Genomic DNA, 15632 nt, shown 5'->3' with positions numbered 1-15632 from the left:
GGACCATGGAGCGAAACGTCACGCTCGATTTTGTTCGCGGCGTCGCCATACTGGGTATCCTGCTGCTGAATATCAGCGCCTTCGGTCTGCCGAAGGCCGCTTATCTCAATCCCGCCTGGTACGGCGACATCACCCGAAGCGATGCCTGGACCTGGGCAATCCTTGATCTGTTTGCCCAGGTTAAATTCCTCACGCTCTTTGCCCTGCTGTTTGGCGCAGGACTACAGCTTCTGCTTAAACGCGGCACCCGCTGGATCCAGTCGCGCTTAACCCTTCTGGTGATCCTCGGTTTTATCCACGGTCTGTTCTTCTGGGACGGCGATATTCTTCTCGCGTATGGGTTAGTCGGGCTTATCTGCTGGCGTCTCATTCGTGATGCGCACAGCGTTAAAAGCCTGTTTAACACCGGCGTGATGCTCTATCTCATGGGGCTTGGGGTGCTGCTGCTGCTGGGGATGATCTCTGGCGAAGCGACCAACCGTTCCTGGATCCCGGATGCTGCAAACCTGCAGTACGAGCAGTTCTGGAAGCTAAAAGGCGGTACGGAAGCCATTAGCAACCGGGCGGATATGCTGGGGGATAACCTTCTTGCGCTGGGGGCGCAATACGGCTGGCAGCTGGCAGGGATGATGCTGATGGGGGCGTCATTGATGCGCACCGGGTGGCTGAAAGGGGAGTTCAGCCTGCGTCATTATCGTCGCACCGGGGCGGGGCTGGTTCTGCTCGGCGTGCTGATAAACCTCCCGGCGGTGATGACACAGTGGCACATTCACTGGGATTATCGCTGGTGCGCTTTCCTGCTCCAGGTACCGCGTGAACTGAGCGCGCCATTCCAGACCATCGGCTACGCGGCACTAATATATGGCTTCTGGCCGCAGCTTTCTCGCCTGTGGCTTGTCAGCGCAGTCGCCTGCGTCGGGCGCATGGCGTTAAGCAATTACCTCCTGCAAACGTTGATATGCACCACGATTTTCTATCGCTTTGGCCTGTTTATGAAATTCGACCGCCTCGGGCTGCTGGCGTTTGTTATTCCGATCTGGGCGGTTAATCTGGCGTTTTCCGTTATCTGGCTGCGTTATTTCCGTCAGGGGCCGCTGGAGTGGGTGTGGCGTCAGTTAACCGCACATGCTTCAGGGGTATCATTGAGTAATACATCCAGATAACGATCTGGATCACAATCATTAACAAAACGGATGTAAGCGTTTTCATGACTGTGAGCTTCTTCACGTAGTCCCTTTTCTCTCGCTGCCAAAATAGCCACCTTGCTAAACACAGGGGGTGTCTGTGAGTTGCTGCAATCCTTTGAAGGATGGTGAATATGATCACCATTCGTGATGTCGCCCGTCTGGCGGGCGTTTCTGTGGCTACCGTCTCCCGCGTGCTGAACAACAGTGCGCTGGTGAGCCCTGAAACCCGTGAAACCGTAATGAAAGCCGTGACCCAGCTCGGATACCGGCCAAATGCCAACGCGCAGGCGCTTGCCACGCAGGTCAGCGATACCATCGGCGTGGTGGTGATGGATGTCTCAGACGCCTTTTTCGGTGCGCTGGTGAAAGCGGTCGATGTGGTTGCCCAGCAGCATCAAAAATATGTGCTGATTGGCAACAGCTATCATGAGGCGGAGAAAGAGCGTCATGCCATCGAAGTACTGATTCGCCAGCGCTGTAACGCCCTGATTGTTCACTCCAAAGCCTTAAGTGATGAAGAGCTTGCCGGGTTTATGGAACAGATTCCGGGCATGGTGCTGATTAACCGAATTGTGCCGGGCTATGCCCACCGCTGTGTTGGGCTGGATAACGTCAGCGGCGCCATGATGGCCACCAAAATGCTTATCAATAACGGCCATCAGCGGATCGGTTATCTTGCCTCCAGCCATCAAATTGAAGATGACGCGTACCGGCGTGAGGGCTGGCAAAACGCCCTGAAAGAACACGGCATTACCGCATCAGAGAGCTGGATCGGCACCGGTACGCCTGACATGCAGGGCGGTGAGGCGGCAATGGTGGAGTTGCTGGGCCGCAATCTGCAGCTTTCTGCGGTGTTTGCGTATAACGACAGCATGGCAGCGGGCGCGCTGACGGCACTGAAAGATAACGGCATTGCGGTGCCGCAGCATTTGTCGTTGATTGGCTTTGACGACATTCCGATCGCCCGTTACACCGACCCGCAGCTGACCACGGTGCGCTATCCCATTGCTTCTATGGCAAAACTGGCTACTGAACTGGCGTTACAGGGAGCCGCAGGGCTGCTGGATCCTGGGGCGACGCATTGCTTCATGCCAACCCTGGTGCGTCGGCATTCCGTCGCGTCGCGGCAAATTGTGGCTCCGATCACTAACTGATTACATGAGGTGATGTAACCGTTTTCAATCTGTGAGTAAATTCACAGTATCTTAACAAGGCGCTGACTATGATGTCAGCGTTTTAGCAGCTGAAACGCTATGTAACGGTGATTATTCACTTTAACAGTAGCCAATGTGCCGCAAACAACGAATAAAACGCATTTCTGGAGCGTTACCGACCACGGAAGAGAGAAATTTTATAAGTGAACGTCGGCTGTCAGTAACGTTTTATTAACATCTGCCTGCCGCTCGTTATTCACCAGAACTACCCTGCATAAAAAAAACCGGAGATACCATGAATAAGAAGGTGTTGACCCTGTCTGCTGTAATGGCAAGCATGCTTTTTGGTGCAGCAGCGCACGCTGCGGATACCCGTATTGGTGTGACGATTTATAAATACGACGACAACTTCATGTCTGTTGTACGTAAAGCTATCGAGAAAGATGCGAAAGCAGCGCCAGACGTACAGCTGCTGATGAATGACTCCCAGAATGACCAGTCCAAACAGAACGACCAGATCGACGTTCTTCTGGCGAAAGGCGTGAAAGCCCTGGCGATCAACCTGGTTGACCCGGCTGCAGCAGGCACGGTAATTGAAAAAGCGCGCGGCCAGAATGTGCCAATCGTCTTCTTCAACAAAGAACCTTCCCGTAAAGCGCTGGATAGCTATGACAAAGCGTATTACGTCGGTACTGACTCCAAAGAGTCCGGCATTATTCAGGGCGATCTGATCGCGAAACACTGGGCAGCGAACCCGAACTGGGACCTGAACAAAGACGGTCAGATCCAGTTCGTTCTGCTGAAAGGCGAACCTGGTCACCCGGATGCTGAAGCGCGTACGACTTACGTTATCAAAGAGCTGAATGATAAGGGCCTGAAAACCCAGCAGCTGGCATTAGATACCGCGATGTGGGATACCGCCCAGGCGAAAGATAAGATGGATGCCTGGCTGTCCGGCCCTAACGCGAACAAAATCGAAGTGGTTATCGCCAACAACGATGCGATGGCAATGGGTGCGGTAGAAGCGCTGAAAGCCCACAATAAATCGTCCATTCCGGTATTCGGTGTGGATGCCCTGCCAGAAGCGCTGGCGCTGGTTAAATCTGGCGCGATGGCCGGTACCGTTCTGAACGATGCCAATAACCAGGCGAAAGCCACCTTCGATCTGGCGAAAAACCTCGCTGACGGTAAAGGCGCGGCAGATGGCACCAGCTGGAAAATTGACAACAAAATCGTTCGCGTACCTTACGTGGGCGTAGACCAGTCCAACCTGGCTGAGTTTATCGGTAAATAAGTGAGTTAACCTGTCTCCACTGGGCGCAATTCGTTGCGCCCTTTTATAACGCGATATGCGAGGCCAACAAGGTATAATTATGGTCAGCACAACTACTCAGTCAACCGGTGAATACTTGTTGGAAATGAACGGTATTAACAAGTCATTTCCCGGTGTTAAGGCACTCGATAATGTTAATTTAAAAGTCCGTCCTCACTCTATTCATGCATTAATGGGGGAGAACGGTGCGGGTAAATCAACATTATTAAAATGTCTTTTTGGGATCTATCAAAAAGATTCTGGCAGCATTCTTTTTCAGGGGAAAGAGATCGATTTCCATTCAGCGAAAGAAGCACTGGAAAACGGTATCTCGATGGTTCACCAGGAATTAAACCTGGTACTGCAACGTTCCGTTATGGATAACATGTGGTTGGGGCGTTATCCAACCAAAGGTGTCTTTGTCGATCAGGACAAAATGTATCGTGACACCAAAGCGATTTTTGATGAGCTGGATATTGATATCGATCCGCGCGCTCGCGTGGGAACCTTATCCGTCTCACAAATGCAGATGATCGAAATTGCCAAAGCGTTCTCCTATGATGCGAAAATCGTCATCATGGACGAACCGACATCGTCATTAACGGAAAAAGAGGTTAATCACCTTTTTACCATTATTCGTAAGCTGAAAGAACGCGGCTGCGGCATTGTCTACATCTCTCACAAAATGGAAGAGATCTTCCAGCTGTGCGATGAGATTACCATCCTGCGCGACGGCCAGTGGATTGCCACGCAGCCGCTGGAAGGGCTGGATATGGACAAGATCATCGCCATGATGGTTGGCCGCTCCCTTAACCAGCGCTTCCCGGACAAAGAGAACAAGCCGGGTGAAGTGATTCTTGAAGTGCGCAATCTCACCTCGCTGCGTCAGCCGTCCATCCGCGATGTCTCCTTCGACCTGCACAAAGGCGAAATCCTGGGGATTGCCGGTCTGGTGGGGGCAAAGCGTACCGACATTGTGGAAACCTTGTTTGGTATCCGTGAGAAGGCCCAGGGCACCATTACGCTGCACGGAAAGAAAATTAACAACCACAATGCCAACGAAGCCATTAATAACGGTTTTGCGCTGGTAACGGAAGAACGTCGTTCGACGGGTATTTATGCTTATCTGGATATTAACTTTAACTCGTTAATTTCTAATATTCGTAATTACAAAAATAAAGTCGGACTGCTGGATAACTCCCGCATGAAGAGCGATACCCAGTGGGTGATTGACTCCATGCGCGTGAAGACGCCTGGCCACCGCACGCAAATTGGTTCGCTTTCGGGGGGTAACCAGCAAAAAGTCATTATCGGACGTTGGTTATTAACCCAGCCAGAAATTCTGATGCTGGATGAACCTACCCGTGGCATTGACGTCGGCGCGAAGTTTGAAATTTATCAGCTGATTGCCGAGCTGGCGAAAAAGAATAAAGGGATCATTATTATTTCTTCCGAAATGCCGGAACTGTTAGGGATCACAGACCGTATTCTGGTTATGAGCAATGGTCTCGTTGCCGGTATTGTTGACACCAAAACGACAACGCAAAACGAAATTTTGCGTCTTGCGTCTTTGCACCTTTAAGATCAGGGGCTCCTCATGAGTGCGTTAAATAAAAAAAGTTTTCTCACTTACCTGAAAGAAGGCGGAATTTACGTTGTTCTTTTAGTCCTGCTGGCCATTATCATTTTCCAGGACCCTACGTTCTTAAGTCTGCTGAACCTGAGTAACATTCTGACCCAGTCTTCCGTGCGTATTATCATTGCGCTGGGCGTGGCGGGCCTTATCGTCACCCAGGGTACTGACCTTTCTGCCGGTCGTCAGGTCGGCCTGGCGGCGGTTATTGCGGCAACCCTGCTGCAGTCGATGGAAAACGCCAACAAGGTCTTCCCGGAAATGGCGACCATGCCGATTTTCGTGGTGATCCTGATTGTCTGCGCTATTGGCGCGGTGATTGGTCTGATCAACGGTATCATCATCGCTTACCTGAACGTGACGCCATTTATCACCACGCTGGGTACGATGATCATCGTTTACGGTATCAACTCCCTCTACTACGACTTCGTGGGCGCGTCTCCTATCTCGGGCTTTGACAGCGGCTTCTCAACCTTCACGCAAGGGTTTATCGCGCTGGGCAGTTTCCGCCTGTCGTATATCACCTTCTATGCGCTGATCGCGGTGGCGTTTGTCTGGATCCTGTGGAACAAAACGCGCTTTGGTAAAAACATCTTTGCTATCGGCGGTAACCCGGAAGCGGCGAAAGTCTCCGGCGTCAACGTGGCCCTGAACCTGCTGATGATCTATGCCCTGTCCGGGGTGTTCTACGCCTTCGGTGGGATGCTGGAAGCCGGTCGTATCGGTTCTGCAACCAACAACCTCGGCTTTATGTACGAACTGGATGCGATTGCAGCCTGTGTGGTCGGCGGCGTCTCCTTCAGCGGCGGCGTGGGTACCGTACTCGGTGTGGTCACCGGTGTGATCATCTTCACCGTGATCAACTACGGCCTGACCTACATCGGCGTGAACCCGTACTGGCAGTACATCATTAAAGGCGCGATTATTATCTTCGCCGTTGCGCTGGATTCACTGAAGTACGCACGTAAGAAATAATCGTCACTCGCTTTACCTGGCCCGCTCACCGAGCGGGCTTTTTTTGTCCTACGCAAGACGTGACTCTTCACGGGTTACAATGCTTTCAAACCAGTCGAGCTCTGAAAGCTTGCAGGCTACCCACTGTTCAGAAAAGGCGTCTCCCAGGCTGTCGGTGGGATACTGACAGCGGGAAAATGTCTCAATCGCCTCCTGCTGAAACAGCGGCAGTGCGGGTTCATCATGCTGAGGTTCAGGTAAATCGTCCTCCTCGATATTTTCCAGCCCGTACAGCATGCCGGTGAGGATAGTTGCGGCGACCAGATACGGATTGGCATCAGCTCCGGCCAGTCGGTACTCAATACGACGGTTGCTGTCATCCGAGCAGGGAATACGCAATGCGGCGGAGCGGGTGTTATAGCCCCAGGAGTTAAAGACGGGTTCCGTCAGGTTTTTACGCAGGCGGCGAAACGCATTCACACCCGGCGCCAGAATGGCAATGGAGGCGGGCATTAGCGCCAGCTGACCTGCGATACATAAACGCATCATGCTGTTAAGCGCATTCACTGGTGAAGCGAAGACGTTTTCGCCCCGACTATTGTTCAGGCTGAAATGAAAATGCAAACCGCTGCCGGACTGCTGGCTGAAAGGCTTGGCCATAAAATTGGCCTGCAGGCCGTGCTCTTCGGCAACGTAGCGGGTCAGGCGGCGCAGGGCCAGTACGTTATCGCAGACCTCAACGACGCGGTGGCTATGCTTCAGGTTTAACTCGAACTGCCCGGACTCGGCTTCCGCGACGATCCCTGTCAGCGGGATGCGCTGAAGGTGTGCCAGCTGTTCCAGTTCGTCAAACAGCGCCGTATGTTCTGCCGAAGTATCCATATGAAAGCAGCCCTGATTCTGCGGCTCATGGGTATCCTGCCCCGTCAGGTAGAACTCAATTTCCGGGGCAATCACCGGGAACAGCCCGTGCTGGTGGAAGCGGGCCAGTACGTTCTGCAGTATCACGCGCGGCTCAAGCGGGCAGGGGGCGCCATCGCTGTCTTTCATCGTCAACAGGATCTGCGCGTTGTGCTGCGGATCTTGTGCAGAGGGGCGCAGGGAACCGGCGACAGGGATGCAGAGTCGATCCGGCTCATCATCCAGCAGGGCGGCTATTTTCCCTTTCTGATCCATCGCGTAGACAGAGAGGGGAAAGTAGCAGCCTTTTTCCAGATTCAACATGCTCTCTACCGAGAGACGCTTGCCGCGCATAATGCCGTTGATATCGTTGAGGTAAACGTCAACATGTTTCGTCTGCGGGTAACGCTCCAGATAATCCGCCACTTCCACGGAAATGTTGTGCTGCAGGGCATCAATTTTTTCATCAAGCCACAGACCTGAGTTGAGTGCGCCGGGGAGTGATAAACCGGGAAAGCTAAAATACGGACGGATACTTTTGAGGAAAAACGCAATCATTATCGAGTTCATAGTCGTTCTTCAATGAAGCCGTAGCGGCAGTGAACTCAGCTTAAATGGGGCGGCGTAAATGGGGGATAAAAAGCAGCAGGCCCGGCGTAAAGAAAGTATAAAGGCGGGCTATTTTTTCTCTTTCTTCTGCATATCAAGCAGTTGCTCCGGCGTCACAGCCGGGTAACCCTGCGCGTCTTCCGGTACTTCATGCATCGCCGGAATCGGCACCAGCGGGCCTAAAAAGCGCGGTTCACGTTTGAAAATGTAGAGGTCCGCCAGCGCGCCAAAGCGCGCGCCAAATTCGCGCACGCGCACGCTCAGCATATCTTTAGGCGACGGCACCGCGTAGCACTGCGCCTGAATACCCATATGCAGCGCAATAAACAGCGCGCGCTCGCAGTGGAAACGCTGGGTGATGATGATGAAGTCGTTGGTGTCGAACACTTTGCGGGTGCGCACGATGGAGTCGAGGGTGCGGAAGCCTGCGTAGTCGAGCACGATGTCGGCAGGATCCACGCCTGCGGCAATCAGGTCCTTACGCATCGTCACCGGTTCGTTATAGCTTTGCAGCGCGTTATCACCGCTTAACAGCAGATAGTTCACCTTGCCGCTGTTGTAAGCGTTCAGCGCGCCCTGAATTCGGTAACGATAATACTGGTTGATCACCCCGGTGCGGTAATACTTGGCGGTGCCGAGTACCACGCCCACCTGGCGATAGGGCAGGTCCTGCAGGTCATCAAAGATGTAAGGGGCGGTTTTCCAGCTCATCCAGCGGTCGAGACCCAGCACGATCAACAGCAGTATGCCGACCAGGACAGACAGGCTGTAAAAAACGCGCTTTAACATGGAGATGGCTCGTTCGTGGATGAAAGTTCACTCAGGCTACTTTACCCGTCTGGTTAGCGCAAGAAACAGCGACTCAACTGAGGGGTTTTTCAGCAATGTGGCGGACATTTCAGTCCGCCGGAAGGATTTATGCCAGCAGTACGCGGTCGATCGTCGTGCAGCCTAACGCCTTGAGCGTCGCAGCGGTGGCATCCCACTGAATCAGTGGCGCATCGGCCTTTTCGGCCAGAATTGCGCGCTGAATGTCGGGGTAGTCGTAGCCGTTCAGGCTCAGCAGGTTGAGCGCACCCTGCAGCGGCGGCAGCGTTGGGTTAAACGCGGCGTTTTCCGCATAGCTGCCGGTGAAGATACGGCCATCGCGGCACTGCAGCGCCACGCCGCTTGGGGCGTTACTGTACGGAGTGTGGCTCTTGTTAGCCGCACGAATGGCCGCTTCGCTCAGGTCATCGCCGGACAGGGCGAAACCATGATCCTGCTCGTCCATCAGCAGCGTTTTAATGTCCAGATCTTTCGGGCCGAAGGCATCCGGCAGGTAATCGCCCAGCGTATGTGGCGCACGTCCCGGCAGGTTGATGCGCAGTTGCAGCCCGCTGTTCAGCTCGTTCATAAACTGACGGCAGTGGCCGCACGGCGTGTAGTTCACGGTGATGGCGCTCAAGGCCTTTTCACCGCGCAACCAGGCGTGACTGATAGCGCTCTGCTCCGCATGAACGGTTTGCTGCATGGTTGCGCCCAGGAACTCCATGTTTCCACCGAAGTACCAGGTTCCGCTGACGCCGCGCGCAATAGCGCCGACGTTGAAGTGGGAGAGATCGGCACGCGCGCAGGCGGCAGCCAGGGGCAGCAGTGCGAAAGCCAGCGCGTCTTCGTCCAGTCCCGCTGCTTGTTTCAGCATGGTGACCTGCTCTGCCGTCAGCAGGGCGGGGAAATGTGCATCTGCCAGGACGGGAGCAAGGGCTGATTGCAAATTCTCTGCAAGCTGAGCGAAGGCAGCTTGAAAACGTGGGTGCATGGCGTTTGCCTCATAAAGGTTAATGGATCGGTAGTTTACGGAGCCGCTGGGGCTTTATATGTGATCCACTTCTCATTATGTATGCAACTTATGAAATCAAAATGAAATTTGCGCGACGCATCGCAAATTTTAGCCCATCACCGCCAGTATCAACGGGAAAATGAACGGGGCGAGCAGGGAGGTGATAATCCCGCATATCACCAGCGCCAGGGAGCTAAAAGCCCCTTCCTGATAGTCCAGCTCCGCGCAGCGGGCGGTACCCAGGGCGTGCGAGGCGGTACCCATCGACAATCCCCGCGCCGCTTTAGTATGGATCCGCATCGCGTTCAGGAGGGTGTGACCAAACACCGCGCCGAGAATACCGACGAAAATGACGCACATCGCGCTGATGGCCGGGATCCCGCCGAGGCTGCCGCCTACCGCCATTGCGATAGGTGTGGTCACCGATTTAGGCAGAATAGAGGCCGCAATTTGTGGCGAAGCGCCCATCAATAGCGCCACCGACGTGCCGGTGATCATCGCCACCAGGCTGCCCACAAAACAGATAGTAATGATGGATTTCCAGCGGGCGCGGATCTGGTGCAGCTGCTCATATAAAGGAAAGGCGAGGGCCACAACGGCGGGTTGCAACAGGTCGTTTAAAATTTTGCTGCCGGCAAAGTAACGTTCGTAAGGGATGCCGGTGAGCAGCAGGAAAGGAATAATTACCACCATCGCCACCAGCAGGGGGTTGAGCAGCGGCATTTTGAAGCGTGCGGCAAGTTTACGCGCGGCGAAGAAGACCAGCAGGGTTAACGGCAGAGACCACCAGATATTAGCCATCATTTTTTTGTTTTCTCCCCGATGACGTTACGTTCGCCATGTACCAGATGTGAACTCCAGCTCACAACAAGGAAAACCACCAGCGTGCTAACCGCGCAGGAGACCACAATCGGGCCGAACTGGGCTTTGAGCAAATCAAAATACTGCATGACCCCGACGCCGATGGGCACGAAAAGCAGCGCCATATAGCGGATGAGGACGAAACAGCCGGGGTTAACCCACTTTGCGGGCAGAATTTGCAGCGCCAGTAAAACAAAGAGGATCAGCATGCCGATAATGCTGCCAGGAATGGTGATAGGCAGCAGCGACGCGATAAAAATCCCGGCATACAGGCAGGCGTAAATCAGGACGAATGCGCGCAGATATTGCCAGATAATGTTCAATGATTTGCTCATGGTGATAGTCCTTGATGAAACGCATTCATCATACAATTAAACCTGAAAATGTGCCACGGATCACATCATGAATTTTGAGCATACCAGACATTCCGGAATGGAACGCCGGGCTTTCCACATACATACAGAGCAGCTACTATAGCGCGTCTTTTTTCACAGGTACTCAGAATGCGTGTTTTACTGGCCCCGATGGAAGGCGTGCTCGATTCTCTTGTGCGCGAGCTGCTTACCGAGGTGAACGATTACGATCTCTGCGTGACGGAGTTTTTGCGCGTGGTCGATATGTTGCTGCCAGAAAAGTCTTTCTACCGTCTCTGTCCTGAACTGCACCGCCAGAGCCGGACGCCTTCCGGTACGCTGGTGCGGATCCAGCTGTTAGGCCAGTATCCTGAATGGCTGGCGGAAAACGCCGCCAGGGCCGTGGCGCTGGGTTCGTATGGCGTCGATCTCAACTGTGGCTGTCCGTCAAAGCTGGTCAACGGCAGCGGCGGCGGGGCAACGCTACTCAAGGATCCTGAGCTGATTTATCGCGGCGCAAAAGCCATGCGCGAGGCGGTACCCTCGCATCTGCCGGTCACCGTGAAAGTTCGTCTGGGCTGGGACAGCGGAGATAAGCAGTTTGAAATTGCCGATGCGGTGCAGCAGGCTGGGGCCACCGAGCTGGTGGTGCATGGCCGCACCAAGGAAGATGGTTATAAAGCTGAGCGGATTAACTGGCAGGCGATTGGCGAGATCCGCAAACGGCTCACTATCCCGGTGATCGCCAACGGCGAAATCTGGGATTATGAAAGCGCGCAGGCATGCCTGAAAGAGACGGGCTGCAATGCGGTGATGATTGGCCGCGGTGCGCTGAACGTGCCCAACCTCAGTCGCGTCGTGAAATATAACGAACCGCGTATGCCATGGGCTGACGTGGTGACGCTGCTGCAAAAATACAGCCGTCTGGAAAAGCAGGGTGATACCGGCTTGTATCACGTCGCGCGCATCAAGCAGTGGCTGAGCTATTTACGTAAAGAATACAGCGAAGCGCTGGGGTTATTTCAGGCGATCCGCACGCTCCAGACGTCGGCTGAAATTGCGCGGGTCATTCAGTCAAAATAACTAGCGGTAATATTTAAATTTAAATAATTCACTAGGTGAATATTTTGCTAATTATGTAAATGTATAACAATTTGCGGATTGCCACGCGTTACTAAAAAACGGAAAGTCATCAAGCGTAAGTTGCGCCTTTATTTTTTGAGTGCATGGCGTAATGAAACGTTTTCCTATTTTATCTCTGAGTGCTCCCCTTGTTTTTATGCTGGCTGCGTGCGCACCGGAACATTCCACGGTAGCGCCAATAAAAACGCAGGCGACAGCTGCATCTGTAAATACCCGACTTAACCATGCGGACTGGCCGAAAAACGAATGGTGGAAAGAGTATAACGACCCGCAGCTAAATGCGCTTATTGCGAAAGCGATAGCGGATGCCCCGGATATGCAAATTGCCCGGCAACGTATTACGCTCGCGGAAGCACAGGCGAAGGCCGCTATTGCTGCCGATGGCCCACAACTGGATTTTTCTGCGGATGTTGAACGTCAGAAAATGTCGGCAGAAGGCCTGATGGGCCCGTTCGCGCTGACCGATCCGGCAGCGGGAACGACCGGCCCATGGTACACCAATGGCACTTTTGGCCTGACGGCGGGGTGGGATCTGGATCTCTGGGGGAAAAATCGCGCCCGGATTGCCGCGCGTATCGGTAAAGTGAATGCGCAAAAAGCGGAGCTGGAGCAGACTCGCCAGCTGCTTGCCAGCAGCGTTGCGCGCCTTTACTGGGCGTGGCAGACCCAGGCCGCTGCCGGGGATGTCCTTTCCCAAATTAAGCAGGAGCAGAAAAATATTATCGATGCCGACCGTGAACTGTATCAGCACGGTATTACCTCCTCGGTGGAGGGCGTCGAAACCGATATTTATGCCAGCAAAACGGATGAACAGTTAGCGGACGTGAAGGGCAAAATGAAGGCCATTGAGGCGCGACTGACTGCGTTGACTGGTACATCGGCCATAGCGCTTACGCGCCATGCGTTGCCTGCGACAGAAGCCTCGCTCCCTTCAACGCTGGGATATGAACTGCTGGCGCGCCGCCCGGATCTTCAGGAGGCGCACTGGTATATCGAAGCCTCCCTGAGCGAGGTGGAGGCCGCCAGAGCCGCGTTCTATCCTGACGTGAATCTGATGGCCTTCTTACAGCAGGATGCCCTGCACCTCAGCGATCTGTTCCGCTCTTCCGCTCAGCAGATGGGCGTGACCGCCGGTTTGACCCTGCCGATTTTCGACAGCGGCAGGCTGAACGCCAATCTGGATAGTGCCCAGGCGCAGAATAACCTCTCTGTCGCGAACTACAACAAAGCGGTGGTGGAGGCGGTGAATCAGGTGGCGCGTACGGCCAGCGAAGTCGAAACCCTGACGGCAAAAAACCGTCACCAGCAGCAGGTCGAAAAAGACGCGGCACGAGTAGTGGCGCTGGCGCAGGCTCGTTTTAGGGCAGGTATCCTTGCGGGGTCGCGGGTCAGCGAAGCCAGAATCCCGGCGCTTAAAGAACACCTTGAGACGGTCATGCTGAAAGGACAGTATATCGACGCCACGCTGCAACTGACGTCGGCGCTGGGGGGCGGCTATCATCACGGCTAAAAAGATGCGTTATCTATACTTATCTCTTTGCTGTTTTTCAGGAGGTGAGTATGACCAGAGTAGCGATTGTTACCGCATCGGATTCCGGGATTGGTAAAACCACGGCCCTGATGCTGGCAGAGCGCGGGTTTGATATTGGCATTACCTGGCATTCTGATGAAAAAGGTGCGCTGGAAACCTGCCGTGAAGTGGAAGCGAAGGGGCAGCGAGCAGAGGCTGTCCATCTCGATTTAAGTACGCTCCCGGAAGGTGCTGAAGCCATTGACGTGCTGATTGCGCGTTTCGGTCGGCTGGACGTGCTGGTTAACAATGCCGGGGCGATGACCAAAGCGCCCTTCCTGGAGATGCCGTTTGACGACTGGAGGAACATCTTCACCGTCGACGTGGACGGTGCGTTTCTCTGTTCGCAGATTGCGGCACGGCAGATGGTGAAGCAGGGGGAAGGAGGGCGAATTGTCAACATTACCTCGGTGCATGAGCACACGCCGCTGCCGGAGGCCAGCGCCTACACCGCTGCGAAACATGCGCTCGGCGGCCTGACCAAATCCATGGCGATAGAACTGGTTAAGCACAACATTCTGGTGAACGCCGTTGCGCCGGGTGCCATTGCCACACCCATGAACGATATGGACGACTGCGAAGTGAAAGAAGGCTCAATGCCGGAAATCCCACTGGCGCGCCCCGGGCATACGAGAGAAATCGCCAGCCTGGTGGCGTGGCTGTGCGACAGCGACGCCAGCTATACCACCGGGCAATCGTTTATCGTTGACGGGGGTTTTATGCTGGCGAATCCGCAGTTTAAGCCGGAGGGATAGCTACTTTTTACCCTCTCCCTGTGGGAGAGGGTGAGGGGCAGGGCATCAGGCCGCATCCGGCTACGCCTCATCCCGCGCCTTTTCCCGATGTTTCAGCCACAGCCTGACGCCAATCACCGCCACAACCACGACAAGCAACCATGCCCAGTGCTTCAGATGCTGGTCGAGATTATGCAGCCACGGACCTATCACCTCGCCTCCCACGTAACCGAGCGTCGTAAAGATCAGCGCCCAGGCAACGGCGCCAAGAATATTCAGCGGCAGGAAAATTTTCGGGGGCAGACGGCTGGCGCCAATCAGTATCGGCCCGATTATCCTGAAGCCGTACATAAAACGGGTGCCTATAACGAACAGGTAAGGGTGGCGCTGGATCAGGCGCTGCGCGCGGTTAATTTTCTTTTTGTGTTTAGCGAAACGCTTGAGAAGCGTCGGACCAAAGCGCAGACCCAGAAAGTAGAGTAGCTGATCGCCAATCATGCCGCCCAGCGCGACCGCAGCGACGACCAGCGGAAATTTCAGTAAGCCCTGATGCGCGGCGACGCCGCCTAACAGCGTGATGGTTTCACCTTCTGCCACGCTACCAATGACCAGCGCGGCATAGCCATATTGTTCAATGAGTGCGTTAATATCCATTACGTAAATGTTATCTCCCTCAGCGTACCTCGTTTAATCATATACCCCATGAATCAACAGCGGAGAAATCAACGGAAATTTCCCACTGTACATAAAATAATCTAAAGCCTGCATTATACTTAAGGTATCGCTGACGGGCCGACAACAAGGGGGCGCTATGAACCATGTCTGGGGACTTTTCTCCCATCCCGATCGTGAAATGCATGTCATCAAAAGTGAGAACGAAACGGTCTCGCATCATTACACCCACCATGTGCTGCTGATGGCCGCGGTGCCGGTAATATGCGCGTTTATTGGCACAACACAAATCGGCTGGAATTTCGGTGACGGCACCGTGGTTCAGCTTTCCTGGTTTACCGGGCTTTATCTTGCCATTCTCTTTTATGGCCTGATGCTGGCGGGCGTGGCGGTCATGGGGCGTGTCATTCACTGGATGGCACGTAACTATCCGCAACGTCCATCGCTGGCGCGCTGTATGGTCTTCGCTGGATACGTCGCGACCCCGCTGTTCTTAAGCGGTATTGTTGCACTGTATCCACTGGTCTGGTTGTGCGCACTGATCGGTACGATTGCTCTCTGTTACACAGGTTATCTGCTGTATCTGGGGGTTCCAACCTTCCTGAATATCAACAAAGAAGAGGGGCTGAGCTTCTCCAGCTCCACACTGGCTATCGGTGTGCTGGTGCTGGAGGCGTTACTGGCACTGACGGTTATTCTTTGGGGTTATGGATACCGTCTCTTCTAAG

At 54.1% G+C, this 15632-nt stretch carries 15 protein-coding genes; 9 read left to right on the top strand and 6 right to left on the bottom strand.

Annotated features, from left to right (window positions below):
- Positions 1-5: 5 nt before the first annotated feature.
- The 5 genes from yeiB to mglC all read left to right on the top strand — a co-directional run bounded on the left by yeiB (position 6) and on the right by mglC (position 6261).
- Complete coding sequence (gene yeiB / locus G0034_RS15665) at positions 6-1163, top strand: DUF418 domain-containing protein YeiB (RefSeq protein WP_023338540.1); 1158 nt, start codon at positions 6-8, stop codon at positions 1161-1163.
- A gap of 155 nt (positions 1164-1318) precedes the next feature.
- A complete protein-coding gene (galS, locus tag G0034_RS15660; protein WP_014884565.1) occupies positions 1319-2341 on the top strand; it encodes an HTH-type transcriptional regulator GalS in 1023 nt (340 codons plus the stop codon).
- A gap of 295 nt (positions 2342-2636) precedes the next feature.
- The gene (mglB, locus tag G0034_RS15655) at positions 2637-3635 is read left to right on the top strand and encodes a galactose/glucose ABC transporter substrate-binding protein MglB (RefSeq protein WP_014884564.1); all 999 of its coding nucleotides are present in this window, start codon (positions 2637-2639) and stop codon (positions 3633-3635) included.
- 79 nt (positions 3636-3714) lie between these two features.
- Positions 3715-5235 (top strand): galactose/methyl galactoside ABC transporter ATP-binding protein MglA, encoded by a 1521-nt coding sequence (gene mglA, locus G0034_RS15650; RefSeq protein WP_014884563.1) that lies wholly within the window; start codon positions 3715-3717, stop codon positions 5233-5235.
- 15 nt (positions 5236-5250) lie between these two features.
- Positions 5251-6261, top strand: coding sequence for a galactose/methyl galactoside ABC transporter permease MglC (gene mglC / locus G0034_RS15645; protein ID WP_013097952.1), 1011 nt, complete (start codon positions 5251-5253; stop codon positions 6259-6261).
- Positions 6262-6309: 48 nt separating this feature from the next.
- Here the strand turns inward: mglC and G0034_RS15640 are convergent, their stop codons facing one another.
- From G0034_RS15640 to G0034_RS15620, 5 genes are all read right to left on the bottom strand, one after another.
- Complete coding sequence (locus tag G0034_RS15640; protein WP_179121335.1) at positions 6310-7698, bottom strand: glutamine synthetase family protein; 1389 nt, start codon at positions 7696-7698, stop codon at positions 6310-6312.
- Between the two features lie 120 nt (positions 7699-7818).
- Positions 7819-8538, bottom strand: coding sequence for an outer membrane permeability protein SanA (sanA, locus tag G0034_RS15635; RefSeq protein ID WP_014884561.1), 720 nt, complete (start codon positions 8536-8538; stop codon positions 7819-7821).
- Positions 8539-8665: 127 nt separating this feature from the next.
- Positions 8666-9550: a cytidine deaminase gene (gene cdd, locus G0034_RS15630; RefSeq protein ID WP_014884560.1), complete on the bottom strand. Its 885-nt coding sequence runs from the start codon at positions 9548-9550 to the stop codon at positions 8666-8668.
- Positions 9551-9679: 129 nt separating this feature from the next.
- Positions 9680-10375 carry a CidB/LrgB family autolysis modulator gene (locus tag G0034_RS15625; protein WP_014884559.1) on the bottom strand — a complete coding sequence of 232 codons (696 nt, stop codon included), beginning with the start codon at positions 10373-10375 and terminating at the stop codon, positions 9680-9682.
- Positions 10372-10767, bottom strand: a complete 396-nt coding sequence (locus tag G0034_RS15620) for a CidA/LrgA family protein (RefSeq protein ID WP_014884558.1) — start codon at positions 10765-10767, stop codon at positions 10372-10374. The genes G0034_RS15625 and G0034_RS15620 overlap by 4 nt, the downstream gene beginning before the upstream one ends.
- A gap of 168 nt (positions 10768-10935) precedes the next feature.
- On the opposite strand from G0034_RS15620, the gene dusC reads away from it, so the two are divergent.
- The 3 genes from dusC (at position 10936) to G0034_RS15605 (ending at position 14253) form a co-directional block, all read left to right on the top strand.
- Positions 10936-11868: a tRNA dihydrouridine(16) synthase DusC gene (dusC, locus tag G0034_RS15615; RefSeq protein WP_023330920.1), complete on the top strand. Its 933-nt coding sequence runs from the start codon at positions 10936-10938 to the stop codon at positions 11866-11868.
- Between the two features lie 151 nt (positions 11869-12019).
- Positions 12020-13438, top strand: coding sequence for a multidrug resistance outer membrane protein MdtQ (gene mdtQ, locus G0034_RS15610; RefSeq protein WP_023338537.1), 1419 nt, complete (start codon positions 12020-12022; stop codon positions 13436-13438).
- Positions 13439-13488: 50 nt separating this feature from the next.
- Positions 13489-14253, top strand: a complete 765-nt coding sequence (locus tag G0034_RS15605) for an SDR family oxidoreductase (protein ID WP_072205419.1) — start codon at positions 13489-13491, stop codon at positions 14251-14253.
- A gap of 60 nt (positions 14254-14313) precedes the next feature.
- Here the strand turns inward: G0034_RS15605 and G0034_RS15600 are convergent, their stop codons facing one another.
- Complete coding sequence (locus G0034_RS15600) at positions 14314-14886, bottom strand: DedA family protein (RefSeq protein ID WP_014884554.1); 573 nt, start codon at positions 14884-14886, stop codon at positions 14314-14316.
- Between the two features lie 157 nt (positions 14887-15043).
- Between G0034_RS15600 and G0034_RS15595 the strand changes: the two genes are divergently transcribed.
- A complete protein-coding gene (locus tag G0034_RS15595) occupies positions 15044-15631 on the top strand; it encodes a Yip1 family protein (RefSeq protein WP_014884553.1) in 588 nt (195 codons plus the stop codon).
- Position 15632 lies beyond the last annotated feature (1 nt).

This window comes from Enterobacter sp. T2 (assembly GCF_010692925.1).
Taxonomy (GTDB): domain Bacteria; phylum Pseudomonadota; class Gammaproteobacteria; order Enterobacterales; family Enterobacteriaceae; genus Enterobacter; species Enterobacter kobei.
The sequence above is the reverse complement of the archived record's forward strand: the minus strand, read 5'-3'. Positions and strand labels throughout refer to the sequence as shown.

Bases quoted from the DNA above. Each gene is read 5' to 3' on its own strand.
- yeiB (WP_023338540.1), top strand. From the start codon at position 6: ATGGAGCGAAACGTCACGCTCGATTTTGTTCGCGGCGTCGCCATACTG.
- galS (WP_014884565.1), top strand. From the start codon at position 1,319: ATGATCACCATTCGTGATGTCGCCCGTCTGGCGGGCGTTTCTGTGGCT.
- mglB (WP_014884564.1), top strand. From the start codon at position 2,637: ATGAATAAGAAGGTGTTGACCCTGTCTGCTGTAATGGCAAGCATGCTT.
- mglA (WP_014884563.1), top strand. From the start codon at position 3,715: ATGGTCAGCACAACTACTCAGTCAACCGGTGAATACTTGTTGGAAATG.
- mglC (WP_013097952.1), top strand. From the start codon at position 5,251: ATGAGTGCGTTAAATAAAAAAAGTTTTCTCACTTACCTGAAAGAAGGC.
- G0034_RS15640 (WP_179121335.1), bottom strand. From the start codon at position 7,698: ATGATTGCGTTTTTCCTCAAAAGTATCCGTCCGTATTTTAGCTTTCCC.
- sanA (WP_014884561.1), bottom strand. From the start codon at position 8,538: ATGTTAAAGCGCGTTTTTTACAGCCTGTCTGTCCTGGTCGGCATACTG.
- cdd (WP_014884560.1), bottom strand. From the start codon at position 9,550: ATGCACCCACGTTTTCAAGCTGCCTTCGCTCAGCTTGCAGAGAATTTG.
- G0034_RS15625 (WP_014884559.1), bottom strand. From the start codon at position 10,375: ATGATGGCTAATATCTGGTGGTCTCTGCCGTTAACCCTGCTGGTCTTC.
- G0034_RS15620 (WP_014884558.1), bottom strand. From the start codon at position 10,767: ATGAGCAAATCATTGAACATTATCTGGCAATATCTGCGCGCATTCGTC.
- dusC (WP_023330920.1), top strand. From the start codon at position 10,936: ATGCGTGTTTTACTGGCCCCGATGGAAGGCGTGCTCGATTCTCTTGTG.
- mdtQ (WP_023338537.1), top strand. From the start codon at position 12,020: ATGAAACGTTTTCCTATTTTATCTCTGAGTGCTCCCCTTGTTTTTATG.
- G0034_RS15605 (WP_072205419.1), top strand. From the start codon at position 13,489: ATGACCAGAGTAGCGATTGTTACCGCATCGGATTCCGGGATTGGTAAA.
- G0034_RS15600 (WP_014884554.1), bottom strand. From the start codon at position 14,886: ATGGATATTAACGCACTCATTGAACAATATGGCTATGCCGCGCTGGTC.
- G0034_RS15595 (WP_014884553.1), top strand. From the start codon at position 15,044: ATGAACCATGTCTGGGGACTTTTCTCCCATCCCGATCGTGAAATGCAT.